The 21,267-nt window shown below is 28.5% G+C and carries 24 protein-coding genes and 2 tRNA genes; 7 read left to right on the forward strand and 19 right to left on the reverse strand.

All coding sequences use genetic code 11. From position 1 onward, the window contains the following. Positions 1-11 precede the first annotated feature (11 nt). The 4 genes from E0E45_RS06305 to E0E45_RS06320 all read right to left on the reverse strand — a co-directional run bounded on the left by E0E45_RS06305 (position 12) and on the right by E0E45_RS06320 (position 2,721). Positions 12-734, reverse strand: a complete 723-nt coding sequence (locus E0E45_RS06305) for an ATP-binding protein (RefSeq protein ID WP_130890387.1) — start codon at positions 732-734, stop codon at positions 12-14. An 84-nt stretch (positions 735-818) separates the two neighbouring features. Then, a complete protein-coding gene (locus tag E0E45_RS06310; protein WP_130890388.1) occupies positions 819-1,154 on the reverse strand; it encodes a branched-chain amino acid transporter permease in 336 nt (111 codons plus the stop codon). Positions 1,155-1,156: 2 nt separating this feature from the next. Further along, positions 1,157-1,867, reverse strand: coding sequence for an AzlC family ABC transporter permease (locus E0E45_RS06315; RefSeq protein ID WP_130890389.1), 711 nt, complete (start codon positions 1,865-1,867; stop codon positions 1,157-1,159). 53 nt (positions 1,868-1,920) lie between these two features. Then, the gene (locus E0E45_RS06320) at positions 1,921-2,721 is read right to left on the reverse strand and encodes a Cof-type HAD-IIB family hydrolase (RefSeq protein ID WP_130890390.1); all 801 of its coding nucleotides are present in this window, start codon (positions 2,719-2,721) and stop codon (positions 1,921-1,923) included. A 176-nt stretch (positions 2,722-2,897) separates the two neighbouring features. Between E0E45_RS06320 and E0E45_RS06325 the strand changes: the two genes are divergently transcribed. After that, positions 2,898-2,974 (forward strand) — tRNA-Pro (locus E0E45_RS06325). A 5-nt stretch (positions 2,975-2,979) separates the two neighbouring features. Next, positions 2,980-3,054: transfer RNA gene (locus tag E0E45_RS06330), tRNA-Gln, on the forward strand. Between the two features lie 143 nt (positions 3,055-3,197). On the opposite strand, the gene E0E45_RS06335 is transcribed toward E0E45_RS06330, so the two are convergent. Next, the gene (locus E0E45_RS06335) at positions 3,198-4,565 is read right to left on the reverse strand and encodes a GGDEF domain-containing protein (RefSeq protein WP_130890391.1); all 1,368 of its coding nucleotides are present in this window, start codon (positions 4,563-4,565) and stop codon (positions 3,198-3,200) included. Between the two features lie 311 nt (positions 4,566-4,876). On the opposite strand from E0E45_RS06335, the gene traT reads away from it, so the two are divergent. The 5 genes from traT (at position 4,877) to E0E45_RS06360 (ending at position 10,790) form a co-directional block, all read left to right on the forward strand. Next, entirely contained in the window at positions 4,877-5,590 is a 714-nt protein-coding gene (gene traT, locus E0E45_RS06340) for a complement resistance protein TraT (protein WP_130890392.1), read from the forward strand. Positions 5,591-5,890: 300 nt separating this feature from the next. Further along, positions 5,891-6,835, forward strand: a complete 945-nt coding sequence (locus tag E0E45_RS06345; protein WP_130890393.1) for a TDT family transporter — start codon at positions 5,891-5,893, stop codon at positions 6,833-6,835. Between the two features lie 228 nt (positions 6,836-7,063). Then, a complete protein-coding gene (locus E0E45_RS06350; protein ID WP_130890394.1) occupies positions 7,064-8,179 on the forward strand; it encodes an aminopeptidase in 1,116 nt (371 codons plus the stop codon). 16 nt (positions 8,180-8,195) lie between these two features. Beyond that, positions 8,196-9,998, forward strand: coding sequence for a polysaccharide deacetylase family protein (locus E0E45_RS06355; protein WP_130890395.1), 1,803 nt, complete (start codon positions 8,196-8,198; stop codon positions 9,996-9,998). Positions 9,999-10,019: 21 nt separating this feature from the next. Beyond that, complete coding sequence (locus E0E45_RS06360) at positions 10,020-10,790, forward strand: MipA/OmpV family protein (RefSeq protein WP_130890396.1); 771 nt, start codon at positions 10,020-10,022, stop codon at positions 10,788-10,790. 333 nt (positions 10,791-11,123) lie between these two features. On the opposite strand, the gene E0E45_RS06365 is transcribed toward E0E45_RS06360, so the two are convergent. From E0E45_RS06365 to E0E45_RS06420, 14 genes are all read right to left on the reverse strand, one after another. Continuing rightward, positions 11,124-12,155 carry a M48 family metalloprotease gene (locus tag E0E45_RS06365; RefSeq protein ID WP_232044067.1) on the reverse strand — a complete coding sequence of 344 codons (1,032 nt, stop codon included), beginning with the start codon at positions 12,153-12,155 and terminating at the stop codon, positions 11,124-11,126. Between the two features lie 245 nt (positions 12,156-12,400). Next, positions 12,401-13,246, reverse strand: a complete 846-nt coding sequence (locus E0E45_RS06370) for a CPBP family intramembrane glutamic endopeptidase (RefSeq protein WP_130890398.1) — start codon at positions 13,244-13,246, stop codon at positions 12,401-12,403. Positions 13,247-13,319: 73 nt separating this feature from the next. Beyond that, positions 13,320-13,862, reverse strand: coding sequence for a hypothetical protein (locus tag E0E45_RS06375; RefSeq protein ID WP_130890399.1), 543 nt, complete (start codon positions 13,860-13,862; stop codon positions 13,320-13,322). Next, the gene (locus E0E45_RS06380) at positions 13,856-14,797 is read right to left on the reverse strand and encodes a M48 family metalloprotease (RefSeq protein WP_130890400.1); all 942 of its coding nucleotides are present in this window, start codon (positions 14,795-14,797) and stop codon (positions 13,856-13,858) included. Before E0E45_RS06380 ends, E0E45_RS06375 begins: the two co-directional genes overlap by 7 nt. A gap of 105 nt (positions 14,798-14,902) precedes the next feature. Further along, entirely contained in the window at positions 14,903-15,100 is a 198-nt protein-coding gene (locus tag E0E45_RS17835; RefSeq protein ID WP_232044068.1) for a hypothetical protein, read from the reverse strand. Then, the gene (locus tag E0E45_RS06385; RefSeq protein ID WP_130890401.1) at positions 15,082-15,435 is read right to left on the reverse strand and encodes a hypothetical protein; all 354 of its coding nucleotides are present in this window, start codon (positions 15,433-15,435) and stop codon (positions 15,082-15,084) included. Before E0E45_RS06385 ends, E0E45_RS17835 begins: the two co-directional genes overlap by 19 nt. Continuing rightward, complete coding sequence (locus tag E0E45_RS06390; protein ID WP_172604164.1) at positions 15,398-16,504, reverse strand: M48 family metalloprotease; 1,107 nt, start codon at positions 16,502-16,504, stop codon at positions 15,398-15,400. The genes E0E45_RS06385 and E0E45_RS06390 overlap by 38 nt, the downstream gene beginning before the upstream one ends. 106 nt (positions 16,505-16,610) lie before the next feature. Then, the gene (locus E0E45_RS06395; RefSeq protein WP_130890403.1) at positions 16,611-17,180 is read right to left on the reverse strand and encodes a hypothetical protein; all 570 of its coding nucleotides are present in this window, start codon (positions 17,178-17,180) and stop codon (positions 16,611-16,613) included. A gap of 24 nt (positions 17,181-17,204) precedes the next feature. Continuing rightward, a complete protein-coding gene (locus tag E0E45_RS06400; protein ID WP_130890404.1) occupies positions 17,205-17,390 on the reverse strand; it encodes a hypothetical protein in 186 nt (61 codons plus the stop codon). 264 nt (positions 17,391-17,654) lie between these two features. Further along, positions 17,655-17,867 carry a hypothetical protein gene (locus tag E0E45_RS17665; protein ID WP_232044069.1) on the reverse strand — a complete coding sequence of 71 codons (213 nt, stop codon included), beginning with the start codon at positions 17,865-17,867 and terminating at the stop codon, positions 17,655-17,657. Between the two features lie 558 nt (positions 17,868-18,425). Further along, positions 18,426-18,743, reverse strand: coding sequence for a hypothetical protein (locus tag E0E45_RS06405; protein ID WP_232044070.1), 318 nt, complete (start codon positions 18,741-18,743; stop codon positions 18,426-18,428). Between the two features lie 145 nt (positions 18,744-18,888). Beyond that, a complete protein-coding gene (locus E0E45_RS06410) occupies positions 18,889-19,428 on the reverse strand; it encodes a hypothetical protein (RefSeq protein ID WP_130890406.1) in 540 nt (179 codons plus the stop codon). A 71-nt stretch (positions 19,429-19,499) separates the two neighbouring features. Next, the gene (locus E0E45_RS06415) at positions 19,500-20,039 is read right to left on the reverse strand and encodes a hypothetical protein (protein WP_130890407.1); all 540 of its coding nucleotides are present in this window, start codon (positions 20,037-20,039) and stop codon (positions 19,500-19,502) included. Continuing rightward, complete coding sequence (locus E0E45_RS06420; RefSeq protein ID WP_232044071.1) at positions 20,029-21,249, reverse strand: M48 family metalloprotease; 1,221 nt, start codon at positions 21,247-21,249, stop codon at positions 20,029-20,031. The genes E0E45_RS06415 and E0E45_RS06420 overlap by 11 nt, the downstream gene beginning before the upstream one ends. Positions 21,250-21,267 lie beyond the last annotated feature (18 nt).

Below are 21,267 nucleotides of genomic sequence, written 5' to 3' on the forward strand. Positions count from 1 at the left end.
CTAATTATATATTAATCTTCTATTATTTCTCCATTTGTAGATATTGTTACAATATTCCAAGGTATCAGTTTACCACTTTGAAGCAATGCTTTCTTTACTGCATTTACTATTCCACCACAACATGGAACCTGCATACGCACCACAGTAAGTGATTTTATATCATTATTCTCAAGAATTGCAGTTAATTTATCTGCATAGTCCCCTTCATCTAATTTAGGGCACCCTATCAAAGTTATTCTATTTTTTATAAACTTATTATGGAAATCTCCATAAGCATATGCTGTACAATCTGCAGCTATCAATAAGTTAGCATTATTAAAATATGCTGCATTTATTGGAACAAGCTTTATCTGTACTGGCCATTGATTCAATTGAGATTCAATTTCCCTTGATTCTCTAATTTCATGAGATTCATGTTTTTCAGTTTTTCTCTCAATAGTTTTAGAGTGCATTCCTGGACATCCAAAGTGAACAGAAGGAGCTGGCTCAGCTTTTTTAGCAGCCATATTAGCTTTTACTGCTGCTTCATCATATTCAGCTGCTTCTCTTTCTTCAAAGCTAATTGCATTTACTGGACACCCTGGAAGACAATCTCCCAAACCATCACAATAGTCATCTCTCATCAGTTTAGCTTTCCCATTTACCATTCCAATTGCCCCTTCGTGGCAAGCTGAAACACATATTCCACATCCATTGCATTTTTCCTCATCAATTTTTATTATTTTTCTTATCATCTATATGTCACCTCTCCATTTATTACATCTTTATACAAATATATTACTATATGAAGAAAATAAATTCGGTAACATATGATACACTTAAAATATTTTTTGGACAAGATACATATAGAATGCTGTTCCTCCTAAAATACTTATCAAACTATTTCTTCTCCATACATGAAGCAGTACCACAACTGCTACTGCCAGTATTTCAGGAACTCCATGTGGAGCTTTCAGTACATTGGTATCTTTCAGACAAAATATAATAAGTATTCCAATTACTGCTGGTGGTAAAACTTTTCCTAAATACATCATATACTTTTCCACTGCTTTATTTTTTTTATTCAATACAAGAAATGGGAAAGCTCTTAAAAAATATGAAGTCGCTCCTACTGCTACTATTATAGAAACAGAATATAAAAATCCTGCTCTCATAATTATCTCACTCCCCTTTTCTTTGCCATTTCTATCTTTTTTTCCAACCTTGATTTAAAAACTATTAAAAAAACTATTATAATTGCTATAGAAGGAATCAGCATATTTTTTGAGCCTAAAAATATCAGACATACAAATCCACTTAATACTCCCAAGACACTAGGTGTTCTAGTTGGAAAAGTAAGAAACTGATCTACAAATATAACTATAAACAAAGCAGTCATTGCAAAATCTATTCCTTTACTGTTAAACTGTACAGCAGATCCCAATATTGCTCCTAAGACTCCACCTAATACCCAATAAAAGTGGCTTAATCCTGCTATTGCCAAAAATAACTGTTTTCTATTAACTCCCAGTGGAACTTTTGCTGAACACATAATTGCATATACTTCATCTGTAAGTGTATGTATCATATATGGTCTGACTTTTTTCATTTTTTTAAATAAATCAGTAAATGATATTCCATAAAGAGCATATCTTGCATTCACTATTAAAGTGGTGATAATCGCTTCTAGTATTCCTGCCCCACCTGTTAAAAGATTCAAAAGTACAAACTGCATAGAGCCTGAATATACTCCAAGTCCAATAAATAATGCCCAGATAAAATTATATCCATTTCTCTGACACAGCAGTCCAAAGGCCATTCCTACAAAAATGTACCCGAAAAAAACCGGCATTGTTGCTTTGAATGCCGCTTTTAATGCTTTTTTCATATTTCCCCTCACTTTTTATTAATTATATTACTATTGTTTACCCTAATTAATTATTATAGAAAAACTTTCTTTAAATATTCAGCCACTCCATTTTCATCATTTCTTCCAATTACCCTATTATTAGGAAGAAGTTCCTTCAATCTTGGATTACAGTTTCCCATAAGAAGCCCTTCCCCCACTACATCAAGCATCTCATAGTCATTTAATCCATCACCAAATGATATAACTTCTTCAGTTTTTATCCCAAATTTTGGAAGAAGTATATCTGTTATTGCACTTCCTTTAGAAATTCCCTTATTCATTATCTCCAGACATATTGGAAGGGAAAGAGTAAGATTTATTCTATCTCCAAATTTTTCATTAATTTCATTTTCAAGATTTCTTATGAGTTTTTCATTTTCATTAATATAGAAAAACTTTATCACTTCACTATTCTTTAACTCAGAAAATTTTCTTACATTATATGTAAAGCCAGATTCTTTGTGATATTCATGAGCCTCATTTAATGGCTTTTCTGAATACCAGAAATCTCCTTTATATATATTTTTATGAATCTCTTCATTCACATTTAAGTCAAATATCTCATTGCTTAATTCTTTTGGAATATCCCCTTTAAATATAATGTCATTATTTTCATCATGTATCCTTGCTCCATTTGAACTGATTAGATAAGAATCAAGTCCAAGCATTTCTTTAAATTTTAAAGCATCCATATGATGTCTTCCAGTAGCAATAAAAAATTTTACCCCAAGACTGGTTACATCTTTTATCACATCTCTAGTATATTTAGATATTGTATGTTCAGAGTTCAATAGTGTTCCATCTAAATCACACACAATGGCCTTATATTTCATTCATTCCTCCTGCTATTTCCTATTTTTTTAGTATAAGCCTTTCTAATTATACCATTTTCCGAAAAAAAAACAAGTAAAAATATCAAATTTTTGTTCAATTATTTTCTAAAATTTTATGAAGAATTTTATTGACACAAAGCATATTTTATGATATTATAATCTTTGTCAACGAAAGTCGGAATATAGCGCAGTCCGGTAGCGCACCTGCCTTGGGAGCAGGGGGCCGCAAGTTCGAATCTTGCTATTCCGACCATTGATTGGGCTGTCGCCAAGCGGTAAGGCAACGGACTTTGACTCCGTCATGCGCTGGTTCGAATCCAGCCAGCCCAGCCATTTTATTAATAATTGCCTCTTATATGAAAATTTAAGAGGTTTTTTATTTTTTTGAATATTATTTCATAAAATAGAAATCAGGAAGAAAATTCTCCCTGACTTTGTTTAAAATTTGTTATGTATAACTCAAAATAAATTACAGTTTATTTCTCTAATTTTTGAAGATACCTTTTTCTGCCCATTATATCTTTTTCATTTTCAGCCTGATAATTATAAAATTTCTCTTTATCTTTGTACATATTTATTTCAGCCATCTTTATTGATTTATTTATATTATCAGTACTTGATATCCAGTTAGCACCTACTGCTGCTATATTTCCATTTCCACTTTGTAAATTTGTTTTCAGTTCAACAACTTTCTTTGCAAAAACCTCTTCAGTTTCATTTCTGCAGAATATAATAAACTCATCCCCACCAGTTCTATACTTTAAACCATTTTTAAATACTTTTTTTATTTTATTAAAAGTGTTGATAATAAGCTCATCTCCAGCCATATGTCCAAAATTATCATTTACTTCTTTCAATCCATTTACATCTACAAATACTACTCCTAGTTGTTTAGCAATTCTCTGTGGTTTTTCAATATCTCTTATGAAAGCATTTCTGTTCAAAGCACCAGTTAGTGTATCAAAATAGCTTAATTTCTGTAGTTTCTCCATTAACTTCCTACGTTGAAGTATCTCTAAAAAGAAGTATGATAGAATATTTAAAATATTAGTTATATTTTGTATTCTCTCAGCAGGAGGATTATCCACTCCAAAAAATCCATAAAAAACTCCATTTTCCATTATAGGTATAACTACTAGAGAATGTATATTTTGCGAATAAAGAGTCATATATTCTTTTTCATCAATTTCCTTGAGTTCATCTACATTCTCTATTATTATATTTGAACCTCTATTAAAAACACTTATCCATCTAGCCAAATCTTCAACAGGTACATCCTGCAGCATTTCTTTTTCTGCCTCTACTCCCTCAGCACACCATTCATATGTATTATTTAAAGTATTATTATCAGTCAGCTCAAATATATATGTACGCTCACCATTCAAATATTTTCCCATTACTTTAAGGGTATTAAAAATAGAAACATCAATATCAACTGATGAATGCATCATCTTTATACAATTTGATACTATTCTTTCATTATCTAATGTTTGTTCTAATCTATCTCTTTCACTTTGCTTCTGTGTAATATCTACAGCTATTACTAAATGAGTATTTTTGCCATTCCATTCTAATAGTTTTTCCTTAACGATGAAATATTTATTTAATAAAGGATTTTTACATTCCCATTCATAATATTCTTCCAATGTCAGACGACTTGCATTGCAAAATGAGCATGGAGAATCTGCTTTATAAAAAACTTCATAACATGTCTGTTTTTTTATCTCATTAAATTTCTCATATCCAAAAAGTCTTAAGGTAAATGTATTTAAATAGAGTAGTTCATAACTTTCCAAATCAACAACATATATAACCTCATTTAATTCATTTAATAGTTCTTCCATATACTTTCTCCCAAATTATTTATATAATTTTATCCTAATTATTCATTGTATACAGCGATTCTTAAACCTTTTATATTAGTTTATAATAGCATTTTATTTAATATAAATCAATAGGAAAAACCCCTTATAAAAAACGAAATAAAGAATATATTTGATCTTATCATCCAATTTTTATACTATTTTCATTCAAATATTTTTTATTCATACAAAAAATATTTTTTTCTTAAAATTTAATTTGTTTGGGTTTACTAAAAAATTATTTTATGCTAGTATTACTTATATGAGTTTTTTATTTTGCGGGAGGGATAACAATGAAAAAATATTTTTTATTAACTATGGTTCTTATTATATTACTATTATCTGGATGCAGTTCTTTAGAAACTGCTATCAAAAAAAGAAATTTAGCCACTGAAACAAAACTTTCTGAAACAATATGGCTAAACCCAGAAAACATAACAGACAAAACAGTCTTTATACAAGTGAAAAACACTTCAACAAGCAATTTGGATATAGAAAGCGAAATTAAAAATACCTTAATAGGAAAAGGATATAAAATAGTTTCAGCTCCTAAAAATGCTAATTACTGGTTGCAGGTTAATATATTGCAGCTTAGCAAAATGGATTTAAAAGAATCTCAAGCTGCTTTAAGTGGTGTAGCTGGTGCAGGAATAGGTGCTGCTATTGGTGGATATAATACTGGTTCAGTTAATACTGCTATTGGCTGGGGGCTTGTGGGAGGAGCTATTGGAATTCTTTCAGATGCTCTTGTGGAAGATGCTTATTATACAATGATAACTGATATTTTAATCAGTGAGAAATCTGGTACTAAAGTAAATAATCTTTCTATAAATGCAACTACTCAAGGAACACAAGGAAGAAATATATATGCTACTGAAGGTACTGGAAACATGAATAAATATCAAACTAGAGTTGTGAGTACAGCTAATAAAGTAAATCTTGAACTGCCAGATGCTGAACCACAATTAAAAAATGAACTTATAAAAACAATAAGCAATATATTTTAAAAACTTTTAAGAGGATGAAAGAAACTTCATCCTCTTTTTTATATGTTAGGAAATTGTAAAAATAAAGTGCATAAAAAAATTAAAAGAAGTGAAAAAAAATTTTATGAAGATAAGTATATAAGATTAGAAATCATAGAGATATTTGAATAAAAAATTATTAAATTTGATTTTAGAAAACTATTGATCATTTTTAAAATATATATAAAAATTATTTATCACAATATAACAATCAATAATTTTATTTTATTTAATTTTTATGATATGATAACTTGGAAATAAAAAATTATATATGGAGGTAATATGAAAAAAGTGATTCACAAATTTAGGGATCTGCCTGTAGCACTTACTGGACTTGCACTTGGGATCTCAGGTATATCTGGTGCACTTGGCACGTTTCTTGGAGATATTCCTATTTATATAGGAGATTTGATATCTTTTTTTCTTGTAATAATTATTTTTGTCAAAGACTGTCTGCATTTTGATCAACTGAAAAATGAATTAAGTCATCCTACACTGGGAAGTTTTATTCCTACTATGGATATGACTTTGATGGTATTGGCAGGATTTATTGTTAATTATTATCTGATTTTAGGGAGAGTTTTGTGGTTAATTGCAATAACAGTTCATATAGCATTCTGTTTTATATTCTTCTATCACAGAGCAAAGAATTTTGACTTGAATCATCTTATTCCTAGTTGGTTTATTCCCCCAGTTGGAATAGTTGTAGCTTGTGTTTCAGGAGCTAATATGAATTTTCCAAATCTTAACCATGTGATTTTCTATATTGGCTTTATCTTATATTTAATTATGCTCCCTATAATGATGTACAGAATAATTTTTATAGAGCCAATAGATGATGGAAGACTTCCAACTTTTGCAATTATGGCAGCTCCACCTAGTCTATGTCTAGCTGGATACCTTACAGTATTCAATAATCCTTCTGAAATTATAATATATATACTTTTACCCCTTGCAATATTTATGACTATTCTTGTATATGTATCTTTTTTCAGAATATTAAAGATTTCATTTAATCCAAGCTATGCTTCATTTACATTTCCACTGGCAATAGGAGCAACTGCTGTATTAAAATATTCAAATTATCTTTATGCTTTAAACAGTAAAAATTATACTCTGTGGCATAACATTGGATTATTTTTATCTATAGCTGCTTCTGTAATAATTGCCATTGTATTTATTAAAATGATTCACTATATTAAAAAGTTTATAATCTATGCAGCATAAAATAAATTTAAAGGATAACTTAAGAGTAAGAATAGAAGCAGTTGGCAATTTTAACTGCTGCAATTGGAAGGATACAACAATGTAACTGTTCTAACTCCAGGTATTATCCTTTTTTTATTTTTTGATATTATATATTTTTTATTATTTAAAGAGAGTCAATGTTGTATTCTTCTTGTATATATAGTATAATTTATACGAAGAATTTAAATTACTTATGAGGTGAATAATGTGGATCAAAGAATTGAAAAACTAGCAAAAAATCTTGTCAGCCATTCTTGCAGAATAGAAAAGGGTGAGAAAGTTTTGATAGAATCTTTTGGAGAATCTTCTAAAAATCTGGTAAAGGCTCTAATAAAGGAAACTTATGCAGCTGGAGGATATCCATTTGTAACAAATAAAGATCAAACTATATTGAGAGAATTATTAAAGGGATGCAGTAAAGAACAAATAGAGATGATGGCTAAGTATGAGCTTGAAAGAATGAAGGATATGGACGCTTACATTGCTATCAGAGGAACAGACAACTCTACTGAATTATCAGATGTAGCTGCTGATAAAATGAAAATATATTCAGAATATTTTACTAACCCTGTTCATTTAAAAGAAAGAGTTAATAACACTAAATGGGTAGTTCTTAGATATCCAAATAATTCTATGGCTCAGCTTGCAAGCACATCACTTGAGGCATTTGAAGATTTCTATTTTGATGTATGCTGTCTTGATTATTCTAAAATGGAAAGAGCTATGGAATCTTTATCAATACTTTTAAATAAGACTGATAAAGTAAGAATAAAAGGAAATGGTACTGATATATCCTTTTCTATCGAAAATATTCCAAATGTAAAATGTTATGGACTTAGAAACATTCCTGATGGAGAAGTATATACTGCCCCTATTAAAGATAGTGTAAATGGAATTATTTCATATAATACTCCATCTAATTATCAAGGATTTACTTTTGAAAATGTAACTTTTGAATTCAAAGATGGGAAAATCATAAAAGCTACAAGCAATGACAATGAAAAAATCAATCAGATTTTAGATACTGATGAAGGTGCAAGATATATTGGAGAATTTGCTATTGGAGTTAATCCATATGTTTTAAAACCTATGAAAGATACTCTTTTTGATGAAAAAATAGCTGGAAGTATCCACTTCACACCTGGACAGGCATATAAAGCTGCTGATAACGGTAATAAATCAAGCATTCACTGGGATCTTGTTTTAATTCAAAGAGAAGAATGGGGTGGAGGAGAAATCTGGTTTGATGATGTTCTTATAAGAAAAGATGGTATCTTCGTTATTGATGAATTAAAAGTATTAAACCCAGAAAACTTAAAATAATCTGCTAGGAGGGATAATGAATATTCTTATGGCACTTTCTCAGCTAGAGGTAACTGGAGCAGAGGTTTATGGAGTTACTCTTAGTGATGAACTTATCAAAAGAGGAAACAATGTAATTATAGTTTCAGATACTCTCACAAAAGAAAGTAAAGCTAAATATATAAAATTAGAATTTAATAAAAGAGGAATTGGAGAACGTATAAACCAAGTTAAAACTCTTTTGAAAATAATAAAAGAAAATGATATCCATGTAGTTCATGCCCACTCAAGAGCTTCTTCATGGAGTTCAGAAATAGCATGTAAAATTGCTGGAATACCTCTTATTACATCTACACATGGAAGACAGCCAGTACATTTGAGCAGAAAAATATTTAAAGCATTTGGAGATTTAACTATCCCTGTATGTGAAAACATTGAAAGGCATTTGATAAATGAACTAGGAATTTCTCCTGAAAAAGCTGTGGTACTGAGAAATCCTATTAATACTGCTGAATATCCTTTTATTCCTCAAAAGAATGTTGGAGATAAAAAAATTCTTTCTATAATTGGAAGGCTTTCTGGGCCTAAGGGAGAAGTGGCTTACAAATTACTGGAAATACTTTCTCATGTTAATAATTTAGAGATAAGATTAATTGGAGGGAAAGATATTCCTGAAAAATTTCAAAAATTCTTTGATTATGAAAATATAAAATTCATGGGATATGTAAATGATGTTCCTAAAAAAATAAAAGAATCTGATATTGTTGTAGGAGCAGGAAGAGTTGCTGTTGAAGGAATACTCTCTGGAAAACCTGTAATAGCCATTGGCGAAGCAAAATATATTGGTCTTGTCACTAAAGATAATCTCACTGAAGCTCTTGCTTCAAATTTTGGTGACATAGAATTTAATAATTCTGAAAATTTTAATTGGAATCGGGTAAAAGAAGATATTCATTCTGCCATTAATCTTAATGAAGAGGAGTTACTTGAACTGAGAAAAAATATAGCAGATGAATTTGATCTCAATATAATTACTGATAAAATCGAAAAAATATATGCCAAAGCATATGTTCTTAAAAGAAAGTACGATATTCCTGTGATAATGTATCATAAAGTCGTCAATGATGAAAGCGAGGGAGGAGTTCATGGAACTTATATCACTGCTGAAAAATTTGACAAACATATGAAATATCTTAAAGAAAATAATTATGAACCTATAACTTTTAAAGAACTTTTAAAGCTAAACTATAGAAATAGATTCAATAATGGTAAAAAATATATAATACTTACTTTTGATGATGGGTATGAAGATAATTATAAAATTGCATTTCCTATCTTGAAAAAATATCAATTTAAGTGTATTATATACTTAGTATCACACTTGAATTATAATAAATGGGATGTAGAAGTTCCTGAAAACCCTGAAAAAGAGTTCGCTCTTATGAGTTGGGATATGATAAAGGAAATGCAGGAGTATGGAATAGAATTTGGAGGGCATACTATGACCCACCAGAAACTTGCTCATATACCATTTGAGCAGGCAAAAGAGGAGATAACTAAATCTACTGAGTTCTTAGAAGAAAAATTAGGAGAAAAACTTGTATGTTTTGCTTATCCTTATGGAGATCTTAATGAAGAAGTTAAAGAATTCGTCAGAGAATGTGGATACTCCTTTGCTGTAGCAACTGATTCAGGGGATTTATCTTTTTCAGAAGATCTGTTTCAGATTAGAAGAATTGGTATATTCCCAACGAACAATATGCTTAGTTTCAAGAGAAAGGTACATGGAAATTATAATTTTATTAAACTTAGAAGAGAACAGAAATCATCTAAGTCGTAATTTTACTGGGGAGGTTTTTTAATGAAGAAAATGATTATATTACTGTCGACTTTTATTTTATGTTCATCTCTAAGCTTAGCTCAAAGTGATCTTCAAGTTAAAGCTTTAGTACATGATAAAAATAAATTTCAAATTGGTGGTGTTGTAGGTGTTACCAACCACTTTTTTAAAGGAGATTCTCTCACTTATCCCATTCCTGTTTTTGATGTCAGATATGATGATTTTTATATAGCTGGAATAACTATGGGATATGATATGTATAGTGAAGATGATTTTACTCTGTCATTATTTGTAAATCCTTTTGATGGTTTTCCTATAAAAGGAAGTAAATTGGATCATGGATATAGATCTATTGATGACAGAAAGCCACAAGTAGCACTTGGAATGTTGTTATCATATAATCTAAATTTTTATGATATGACTGCTGTAGTTGCATTTTCTGGTGGTGAAAGAGGATTAAAAGGAGGAGCTCGTCTGATAAAACCATATAGAGTTACTGATAATTTTGTTTTAATCCCATCATTTGGTGCAAGTATTTATTCATCTAATTATGTTGATTATTACTTTGGAATAGACAGCAATGAAGTAAAAGATAAGATTACTGATACTTATTCACCAGATACTGCTTATTCTCTTGGGCTTAGCTTAGCTGCTGAATATTATTTGAATGATAAGATCACTCTTTTAGCTTTCTTATCTGCTGACAGATTCTCATCAGATATTGGAGATTCTCCTATTGTTGACAGCAACAAGCTTATAATGGTTGGAGCTGGAGTAAAATATTCATTCTAATTAAAAAATTAAAGGGGCTGTTCCAAATTAGTGATTTATAACCTAATTTGTGCAACCTCTCTTATTTTACATAAAAAATAGAAATCCAATCCCTCCAATATTGAGCTAAGTTTTCTTACAGGATAATTATCAGAAATTTCATATTGCAAAAAATTAAAAGTTTGGGTTGATTTAATTGAAAAAATGTTACCATTAATTGCTTTTTGCATAGGTATATTATATTAGAAATTTGAAAAAATTTTTAGTATTTTATACCTTTTTTTATTTTAAAAGAAAAAGCTGAATATTTTATAGAATCATCTTTTATAATTTCTATTTTATTTTGAGATTTTTTTATCTTGATTTCCAATAATTAACTCCTTTTAAATTTAAATTTTTATCTATAGATTTTATAATTCCATTTTCTACCTCTATCAAATAAACTTCATCTACTCCTCCAATAACTGTACTTTCATTTATAGTTCCAGTATGAATTTCTCCTGGAAAAGGAAAACTAGGAGCTAAACCTATAGAGAATTTTATACCACTTTTTTCATTCTCATTTAGATTAGGGTTATACACATCTAATCCATAATAACTAACTCCTCCACCTATTACACTAGATTTTCCCTCTATATCTTTTGATGATACTGCTTTTGGAAAAATAACCAAACCTACAGATCCGCTAAATGTTGGAGTACCTATATTAATACTTTTATCTAATGTTGTAAAAAATTTAAATTTTCTATTTTCAGAATCATAAGTTGTATAAAGAGTTATCCCAACTCCTGCAGAAGCTCCAAAGGTATTAGTTATTGAAAATGAAAGTCCTCCACCTATTTTCTCTTTATTTTCTTCAGGAATACCATCTATTATTTTCTGTGCTTCATTTCCACTTATATCTTTTCCTTCATACATATTTTTGAAATATGCTTCATAATCTGCTGTAGATTCTTTTTTGCTTACTGCTCCTGATACTGCATTTTCTACTCTTAAAGCTGTACTTTCTGTTCCACTATCATAACCATTAAAGTGTCCCAGTTCATGAGCTAATATACTCAATATTTTGTTAGAATCTGCTGAAGTCAATATGTTTCTATCTATTGCTATTGTATTATTTTCTTGTGATGCAAAAGCTTCTACTCCTGGTGGAAGATCTCCTATAAGTATTCTTGGAGTTTCTCCTTCATATTTTAGATCAGCTGCAAATGAATCTACTAACGCTTGAACTCTATTAGCTTTTTCATTTAAATCTTTTTCTATTATTTCTCCATTCTCATCTATAGTTTTTTCTTCTAGTTTTATATAATGATGACTTTCTTGCCCTTTTTCTTTTAATAACTTTCCATAAACTTTTTCCTTTATAGTATTTCCTTTTCCTCCCACTCCAGGATCTGTTATTCCATCATAGACAGCTTCTAAATACTTTCCAGCTTTTACTATCTTGTCTCTTTCAGATTGGTTTAATAGATCTGTATGAAGTTCTGCATCTAATACTTTATCTTCATCTTTGGTTATAACTTGGGCTTTGTCTAAGTCTGTGTTAAATCCTAGCTCTTCAGCAGTTTTATTAATGCTTTAATGAGCAGACCAAAGAATTGGACTGCCTTTAAAGTGTTAATTATTTACAATCATTTTATCTCTTCTTTTTTCCACAACTTCCATACTATAATTAAAAATATTATATTTACTACTATTGCTGGTAGAGATGATTCTATTCCAAAAGTTCCTCCTGTTAGTAAAACTGAATCAGAATTAAAAGTATAATTATATCTACTGTATAGTGGTCTTACTCCTCCTATACTAACTATTTGACCCATAATTATTATATTCCATACCATATGTATAATTACACTTGACCATATACTTTCTGTTATAAATGTGACTATTGCTAAGATTGCTCCAATCAAGCCTGCTGATAATGTCATGAGAAGAAAATCTCTTATCCCCATTCTCTGCCCAATAAGATGCCCCGCTCCGAACAAAAGTGAAGAAAACAATATTGCTATTCCTTTATTCCACTTTTTTTCAAAAACTGTAAGCATCATTCCTCTAAATATCATTTCTTCAACTATAGGTGCTGATATACCAAAGAACATCAATGTAAATGATAGGGTAGTTATTGTATCTGATAGGCTAAACTCTATATTTAACCATTTCCCAGGAAAGCATAATAATATACCACTTACAAGCAAAGGCATAACAAATGCAATAACTATCCATAAAGTTTTTATTTTTATTGGTAATATTCGACAATCTCTAAAGTTAATTTTTAATAACCCTTCACAAATAACTAATAATCCACATATAGCAAAACTTATATACAATATACCCATAAATATATTTCTTACTTCCATTGGATATATCACAAGAGGTTTGCTATCTCTTATTACAACAGATAAAATAAGTGCACCAAATAACAACCCCTCCCCCAATAATGCAATCAATATATCTTTTATTCCCCATTCTTTTCCCATTTTACTTTCTCCATTCTTATTTTTTTATTTTTATCTGGTTTTTTAAATAACATAAAACTTTTTCATACATAAATTATACTTTGGTTTTTATAAAATCATTTAAAGTATTTATAATTTTTTCTATATCACTATTGTCTTCTATTCCCATTCCCCAAGAGACTATTCTGTCTCTTGTTTCTATTTTTATAGGCATAAATTCTTCATCAGAAACGCCTCTTTTTAATCTAACAAAAAGCTCATTTCTCACTTTTTTATAAATTTTTTTTATATCTTTTATGTCTATCTCAATTTTATCTTTTATAGATTCTTTATTTTTAAATAAAAGAATCATTTTTTCTTTATTTACATAGATATATTCATTAAAAAATCTTGAAATATAATAGAAATAACTCCCCAAAACTGGGAAAATTAACATTATTTGATAAAATGAAATTATAGCTATATTTTCAAATATCAAGAGTTCTGGAATTTTTATATCTTTCCAAAAAGAATATTCTATAATTATGCTTAGAAAAATATATAAATATATATGTATTCTTTGACATTTTCTATACCCTTTTGGATTAGTCTTTTTTATTTCTAATATATTATTTTTTATTTCTATTGAAACTACCATTTATTTCTCCCACCCCTTGGCTTTACTTTTTTATAATATTCAGAAATTGTATACTCTTGTCTTTTTATTATTTTAGCCCCACTTGTAAATCCTCCATGAGCATCATGTGATAGTACAGAAGGACCTATAGAAAATTTAGCTCCTATCCATTTTCCTTCTACAGTATAAATTAAGTCAACCCCTACTCCTAACTCTTCAAATCTAGGAATTGGGAATCCTACACCGATATTTTGTGCTCGTCCTTCTAATACATTTGGGTCTGTCACATTTGGATAAATAGAAAATCCCATACTTATTCCTGAATTAGGAGTAGTGAACTCTAATGACCCATCAGCAGTAGAAAAAACAGTTACTTTATTATTCTTATAATCAATTGTTGTATAATAAGATCCTCCTAACCCAATTTTTGCTAAAAGTCCAGCTCCAACTCCTACATTAAAACCATATGTTGAGTTTTCCTTATTTTTCTCAGGAATACCATCTATTACCTTTTGAGCTTCACTTCCACTTATATCTCTTCCTGCATATTTTTCTTGGAATTCTTTTTCTAGTTTTTCTGTGTATTTACCTTTGTTTTTTGTTCCTTGAATTGCATCTTCCACTCTTTTAGCTGTGCTTTCTGTTTTTGCATCATAACTATTAAAATGTCCAAGTTCATGCCCTACCAAAGTCAGAACTTTATTTGCATCTGCTAACGCCAGCACTTTTCTATCTATTGCTATTGTATTATTCTCAGGTGATGCAAAAGCTTCTACTCCTGGTGGAAGATCTCCTATAAGTATTCTTGGAGTTTCTCCTTCATATTTTAGATCAGCTGCAAATGAGTCTACTAATGCTTGAACTCTATTAGCTTTTTCATTTAAATCTTTTTCTATTATATTTCCATTTTCATCTACAGTTTTTTCTTCTAGTTTTATATTATGTATTTCAATAATTCTTCTTAAACCTTTTCATTTTTTTGTCTACTTTATTGATAGTGAGCCAATTTTATTAATACCTTAATCAGTAGCCTAAAAAAATTTTAGGCTACCTATAAAGTATTAAATTTCCTTATTTTTCTCTCTTTGTTCTAATATTAAATTTTTTATTTCTTCAAACTCTTTAAATGTTAGTGCAAAACCATAACTATACTCTTTATTTTCATAACTAAACTTCATTCTTCTAAGTTTTTTTGACCATCCAGTTGTTCTTGGAGTAAATATTGTATATATTGATGTTTTTAGAGAGTCATCATACACAATTTTGATATTATTGTTATTTTGATATTATTGTTATTAGGTAACTCATATTTTTTAAAAACTATACCAAATACTCCAAGTTTTAAAATAATTTTATCTTTAGCTATTTCTAAATTTTCATCTGCTGTAAAAGTTAGTTTGTTAATTACTAAAGCTAAAATCCCCAATTTAATGAAAAATGGGAAATAAAACAATGCTCTTTCAAATCCTACAAAAATAAAAGAAAATATAAGTAAGATTATTATCTGAAAAATCCAAAGAAGTGCTTCTTTCAGCAGAATTTTGTTATTTGTTTTTTTAACGAGTATTATATTTTCCTTTTTTTCGATTTTCAACTTTTTCTTTCCCTCCGTTTTCTAGATAAATTTCATACCTCAATTTTAGAGTTTTCCCTGTGATTTTTATTAGATTCTTTTTAGTTGCTTCTGGAGTTTGGCTTAGTTGCTCAAGTTCTTTTGTAGTTTCAATTATTCTCTTATTTATGTTTATTGTTTTTTCTTGAATAAAGACTGTATTATCAATACTTGTATGTACTTCCCACTCTTTAGGAGTACCTACAGAAATACCAAAGATATATTTTATTCCTGAAAAATTTCCTTTCATATCTGTCAAATTTTCCATACCATAGTATTTATATCCCACCCCTTGAAGTGCTAATCCTGTTCCGATAAGATCTTCTTTTGAGTTAACTTTTGGTAATATTGTTGTACTAATACTGGCACCTAAATTTAAAAGACCAGCCCCTATTCCAAAATCAAATGTTTCTATAAGATAGCCCTCTTCCTTTTCTGTATTTATAATATAATAAGAGCTTTTTCCAAAATTTGGTCTTACCATAAATGCCCCTGCAATATTAAATGATTCTGTGGAAAAACCATATTTTTCTCTGTTTTCCTCAGAAATACCATCTATTACCTTTTGTGCTTCACTTCCACTTATATCTCTTCCTGCATATTTTTCTTGGAATTCTTTTTCTAGTTTTTCTGTGTATTTACCTTTGTTTTTTGTTCCTTGAATTGCATCTTCCACTCTTTTAGCTGTGCTTTCTGTTTTTGCATCATAACTATTAAAATGTCCAAGTTCATGCCCTACCAAAGTCAGAACTTTATTTGCATCTGCTAATGCCAGTACTTTTCTATCTATTGCTATTGTATTATTCTCAGGTGATGCAAAAGCTTCTACTCCTGTTGGAAGATCTCCTATAAGTATTTTTGGAGTTTCTCCTTTATATTTTAGATCAGCTGCAAATGAGTCTACTAATGCTTGAACTCTATTAGCTTTTTCATTTAAATCTTTTTCTATTATATTTCCATTTTCATCTACAGTTTTTTCTTCTAGTTTTATATAATGATGACTTGCCTGCCCTTTTTCTTTAAATAGCTTTCCATAAACTTTTTCCTCCAACTCCAAGAATAGTACTAATTTCTATTTTTTACTCATTTTCTTAAGTTCTTTTTAATATTTTAATGAGCAGTCCAAATTAATTGGACTGCCCTTAAAATATTAATTATCATTCTTTCAGAGATTCTAAACCTTTTAAATCAATGCTAGAAAGTATATCCTGCATAAAAAAAGAAGAAGATTTGTACAAATTTGTTATTTCAAATATATCACTTTTCCATTTTGGATAATTTTCCTTATACTTTTTCATAAATTCATTTGTAGATGCTAAAATTCCATAAAAATCTTGTGTTAATAATAAAACCCAATTTTTTTTTGATGAAAATAGAATATTTTCTAAAAATATAAAATTATCTTCTATATAATCTTTATAATCTTCATAGTTTGTCTTTATATCTATTAGAAAATATTCATCTTTTTTATTGCATTCATTATTTTTTTTTCCTTCTGTTATCAAGCCATAAAAATAATCTTCTTCAAAAAAGAACATAGTTTTAATCAAAGCAATATAACTATCATAGAGTAAAATTCCAGATGGAGTATCTGAAGCAACTTGTGATAAAAGAATTTGCTTTTTGAATTTTGAAAAAAAAATATGCTTTTCTGATAAACAAGGACTTATAATTAAATCTTCATATACCATTTTCATTTCATTAAAATCAAAGTCATTTTTTATCATTTTCAAACTCCTTCATTAACAAATTTAATTTTTCTCTTCTAGTTTTATATAATGGTGACTTTCCTGCCCTTTTTCTTTAAATAGCTTTCCATAAACTTTTTCCTTTATAGTATTTCCTTTTCCTCCCACTCCTGGATCTGTTATTCCATCATAAACTGCTTCTAAATACTCTCCTGCTTTTACAATCTTATCTCTTTCAGATTGATTCAATAAATCTGTATGAAGTTCTGCATCTAATACTTTATCTTCATCTTTTGTTATAACTTGGGCTTTGTCTAAGTCTGTATTAAATCCTAGCTCTTCAGCAGTTTTATTATCTCCTTTTACTATAAAATCTGTATTTACTGCTGTTGCATTTGTATCCTGTCTCTTATCCTGTCCTCCTGTTACTTCTATTACTGGTAAAAAAATATTTTTAATCTCTTAACGAGTAGCCTAAAATTAATTAGGCTACCTATAAAACATTAAAGTTTTTTACCTTGTTTCTCTTTGTTCCAATATTAAGTTTTTTATTGTATTGTAATTATTCTCTGATAAATCATATCCAAAGCTGTAAGTTTTATTTTCATAAGTTAACTTCATTAATCTATATTTATTAGGATTTAAAATTGAAAATAGAAACTTTGTAGGCATTTTTAAAGTTATATACATTCCTAAGCTTGTTTCAAATAAAGTACTGTATGACACATCGAGAAAGTCATCATTGACTATTTTTATCTTTTTTAATGGAATTTTTCCAAAATAAAAATTTATAAATATTTGATCTTTTTTATAATCATTTCTTCATCAGCAAGATATGAAAGTCTATATGGAATAATACTTAACAAATGTAATCCTACTCCAAATAATAAAAAAATATATCATTATTTTATAGCTAAAAAAAGGTAAACTCAGTAATGATACAAATAAAAGTATTATAAATTGTATAATCAAAGGAATCTTTAAATATTTTCCATTATATTTTTTTATAATTACTTCATTTTCTAATTTTAAGATTTTTATTTTTGCCTCCACTTAGATTTATTTTTTTAAGATTAATATAAAAAGGAGATTATAAGAATTAGTTAATAAATAATTAATTTAGAACACTCTTCTTCAAAATATTAATTCTTATATATTTTTAAGTTTTCTGAAAACCCTATCCATTATTTTTATATGTTATTTATATACTCTAATGTATATTTATTCGTTCCATATTTTATTAAGTGACTCAAATTAATTGAGCCACCTGTAAAATATTAATTTTTATTTTCTTTGACTTAAGATTAGACTTTTTATTTCATCATACTCTTTAGGAGTCAGTGCAAAACCATAGGCATATATTTTATTTTCATAAATGAATTTCATTCTTCGTAACTTTCCTGGGCGCCAAAGTGTACTTGGAACAAATATTGTGTTTATAACAGTTTTCAAAGAATCATCATATTCAATTCTTACATTACTGTCATTTGGCAACTCATATTTTTTTAAAATTAAACCAAATGCTCCAAACTTCAAAACAATTTTATCTTCAGCTATTTCTAAATTTTCATCTGCTGTAAAAGTTAGTTTACTAGTTAACAATGAGAAGAGTACTAACTTTAATGAAAAGTTTAAAATAAATAAAGCATTTTCATTCCCCATAAAAGAATAAGAAAATAAAAATAGAATCAATATTGCTATAAAATAAATTATACTATTCTTTATTATTCTTTTATTATTTGTCCTTTTAACGAGTATTATATTTTCCTTTTTTACGATTTTCAACTTTCTCTTTTCCTCCATTTTCTAGGTATATTTCATATCTTAATTTTAAGGTCAGTCCAGTTATTTTTAATAAATTTTTTTTAGTTTCTTCTGAAGTCTGACTTAATTGCTCAAGTTCTTTTGCAGTTTCAACTATTCTTTTATTTATATTTACTTTTTCTTCCTTAATAAAAACTGTATTATCAATACTTCCATGTACTTCTAGCTTTTCAGGAAACATGTTTTCGGAAAATCCTAAAATTAATTTAACTCCTGAAAATTTTCCATTCATATCAGTTAAATATTCAGTTCCATAATTTTTATATGACCCTCCTACAGTTAAAGAAGTTCCTGTAAGTTCTTCTTTTGAATTAACTTTTGGTAAAATTGTCATACTAATAGCTCCACCTATACTAGGAGTTCCAGCCCCTATTCCAAAATCAAATGTATTAACTAAATATCCTTCCTCCTTTTCTGTATTAATAATATAATAAGAGCTTTTTCCAAAATTTGCTTTTACCATAATAGTCACTCTACATATTCTAATTAATATCTTAATAGATAGCTCAAATAAATTGAGCTACCTATAAAACATTAACTTTTATTTATAATATTATTTAATATACTTACCACTTTTTTAGCTTCTTCTATCTGAAGGTCATAGCCCCAACAATAAACTTTTTCCTTTGTTTCTATTTTTACTATTTTATAATCTTCTTCTTTATAGCTACGATCGTATTTAAAAATTTCTTCTCTTTTTTTTATATAGATTTTTGTTATATCTTTAATCAGAAATTCTGATTTACTTTTTAAATACTCTCCATCTTTTGATTGTAGAGTAATCTTTAAACCATCAATAATAATAAACTCATCCCAATACTTTATGAGTTCTACATTATAACCTAAAAAAATTGGAAAACTCAATAATACTTGTATAAATAATTGTAATGGTGTACTCTCAAATGTAAAAAGTGGTATTTTTTTAACTTTTAAAGTTTTTAATATACTATATTGTACAAAAATAGTTATAAGGAAGTATATACATATCCATATTTTTACATGCTTCTTTTTTTCTTTCTTAGCTGTTTTTAAAATAATAGTTTCAATATTATTTTTTTTTATATTAATATCCATTTTTACCTCCTCTTGGATGGTATTTTTTGTTATACTCATAAAATGTAAGTTCCTCTTTCTTTATTATAGTTGCACCATCTGCTATACTTGCACGAACTCCAAAAGGATAGAAACTTTTTCCAATAGAAAACTTTACTCCTAACCATTCATTATTTGTATTATAAATAATATCAAATCCTCCTCCTACAACTTCTAAGTAAGGAATTTTAAAACTTACTCCTATACTATGTGCTCTTCCTTCTAGAATTGTTGGATCATTTACAAAAGGAAAGAATGAAAATTCCAAAGAAGTATCCAAATCTGGATTTGTTATTTGAAGAGCACCATCTAATGTATGAAATACTGTGACTTTATCATTTTTGTAATCTCTAGTTACATATCTTGAAATTCCTGCTCCTACTCTTCCACCAAAACTTGCCCCTACATTTACATTATATCCTGTAGTTGAATTTTCTTTATTTTCTTCTGGTATACCATCTATTATTTTCTGTGCTTCTTTTCCACTTATATCTTTTCCTTCATACATATTTTTGAAATATGCTTCATAATCTCCTGTAACTTCTTTTTTGCTTACTGCTCCTAATACTGTATTTTCTATTCTTGAAGCTGTACTTTCTGTTCCACTATCATAACCATTAAAGTGTCCCAGTTCATGAGCTAATATACTCAATATTTTGTTAGAATCTGCTGAAGCCAATATATTTCTATCTATTGCTATTGTATTATCCAAAGTTGAGGCAAATGCTTCTTCTCCAACAGGAAGATCTCCTATCAAAATTCTTGGTATTTCACCTTCATAACCAACACTTGATGCAAAATATTTCAATAGATCTTGTACTCTATTTCCCTTTTCATTTAACTTATCAGTTAATATTTCTCCATTTTCATCTATTACTTTTTCATCAAATTTTACAAATCCAGGATAATTTTCTGCTGCTTTTTTCAACATATCTCCATATATTTGTTCCTTGATTGTATTAATCTTTCCTCCCACTCCAGGATCTGTTATTCCATCATAGACAGCTTCTAAATACTCTCCAGCTTTTACTATCTTGTCTCTTTCAGATTTATTTAATAGATCTGTATGAAGTTCGGCATCTAATACTTTATCTTCATCTTTTGTTATAACTTGGGCTTTGTCTAAGTCTGTATTAAATCCTAGTTCTTCAGCAGTTTTATTATCTCCTTTTACTATAAAGTCTGTATTCACTGCTGTTGCATTTGTTTC

The organism is Fusobacterium ulcerans ATCC 49185, from assembly GCF_900683735.1.
Taxonomy (GTDB): Bacteria; Fusobacteriota; Fusobacteriia; order Fusobacteriales; family Fusobacteriaceae; genus Fusobacterium_A; species Fusobacterium_A ulcerans_A.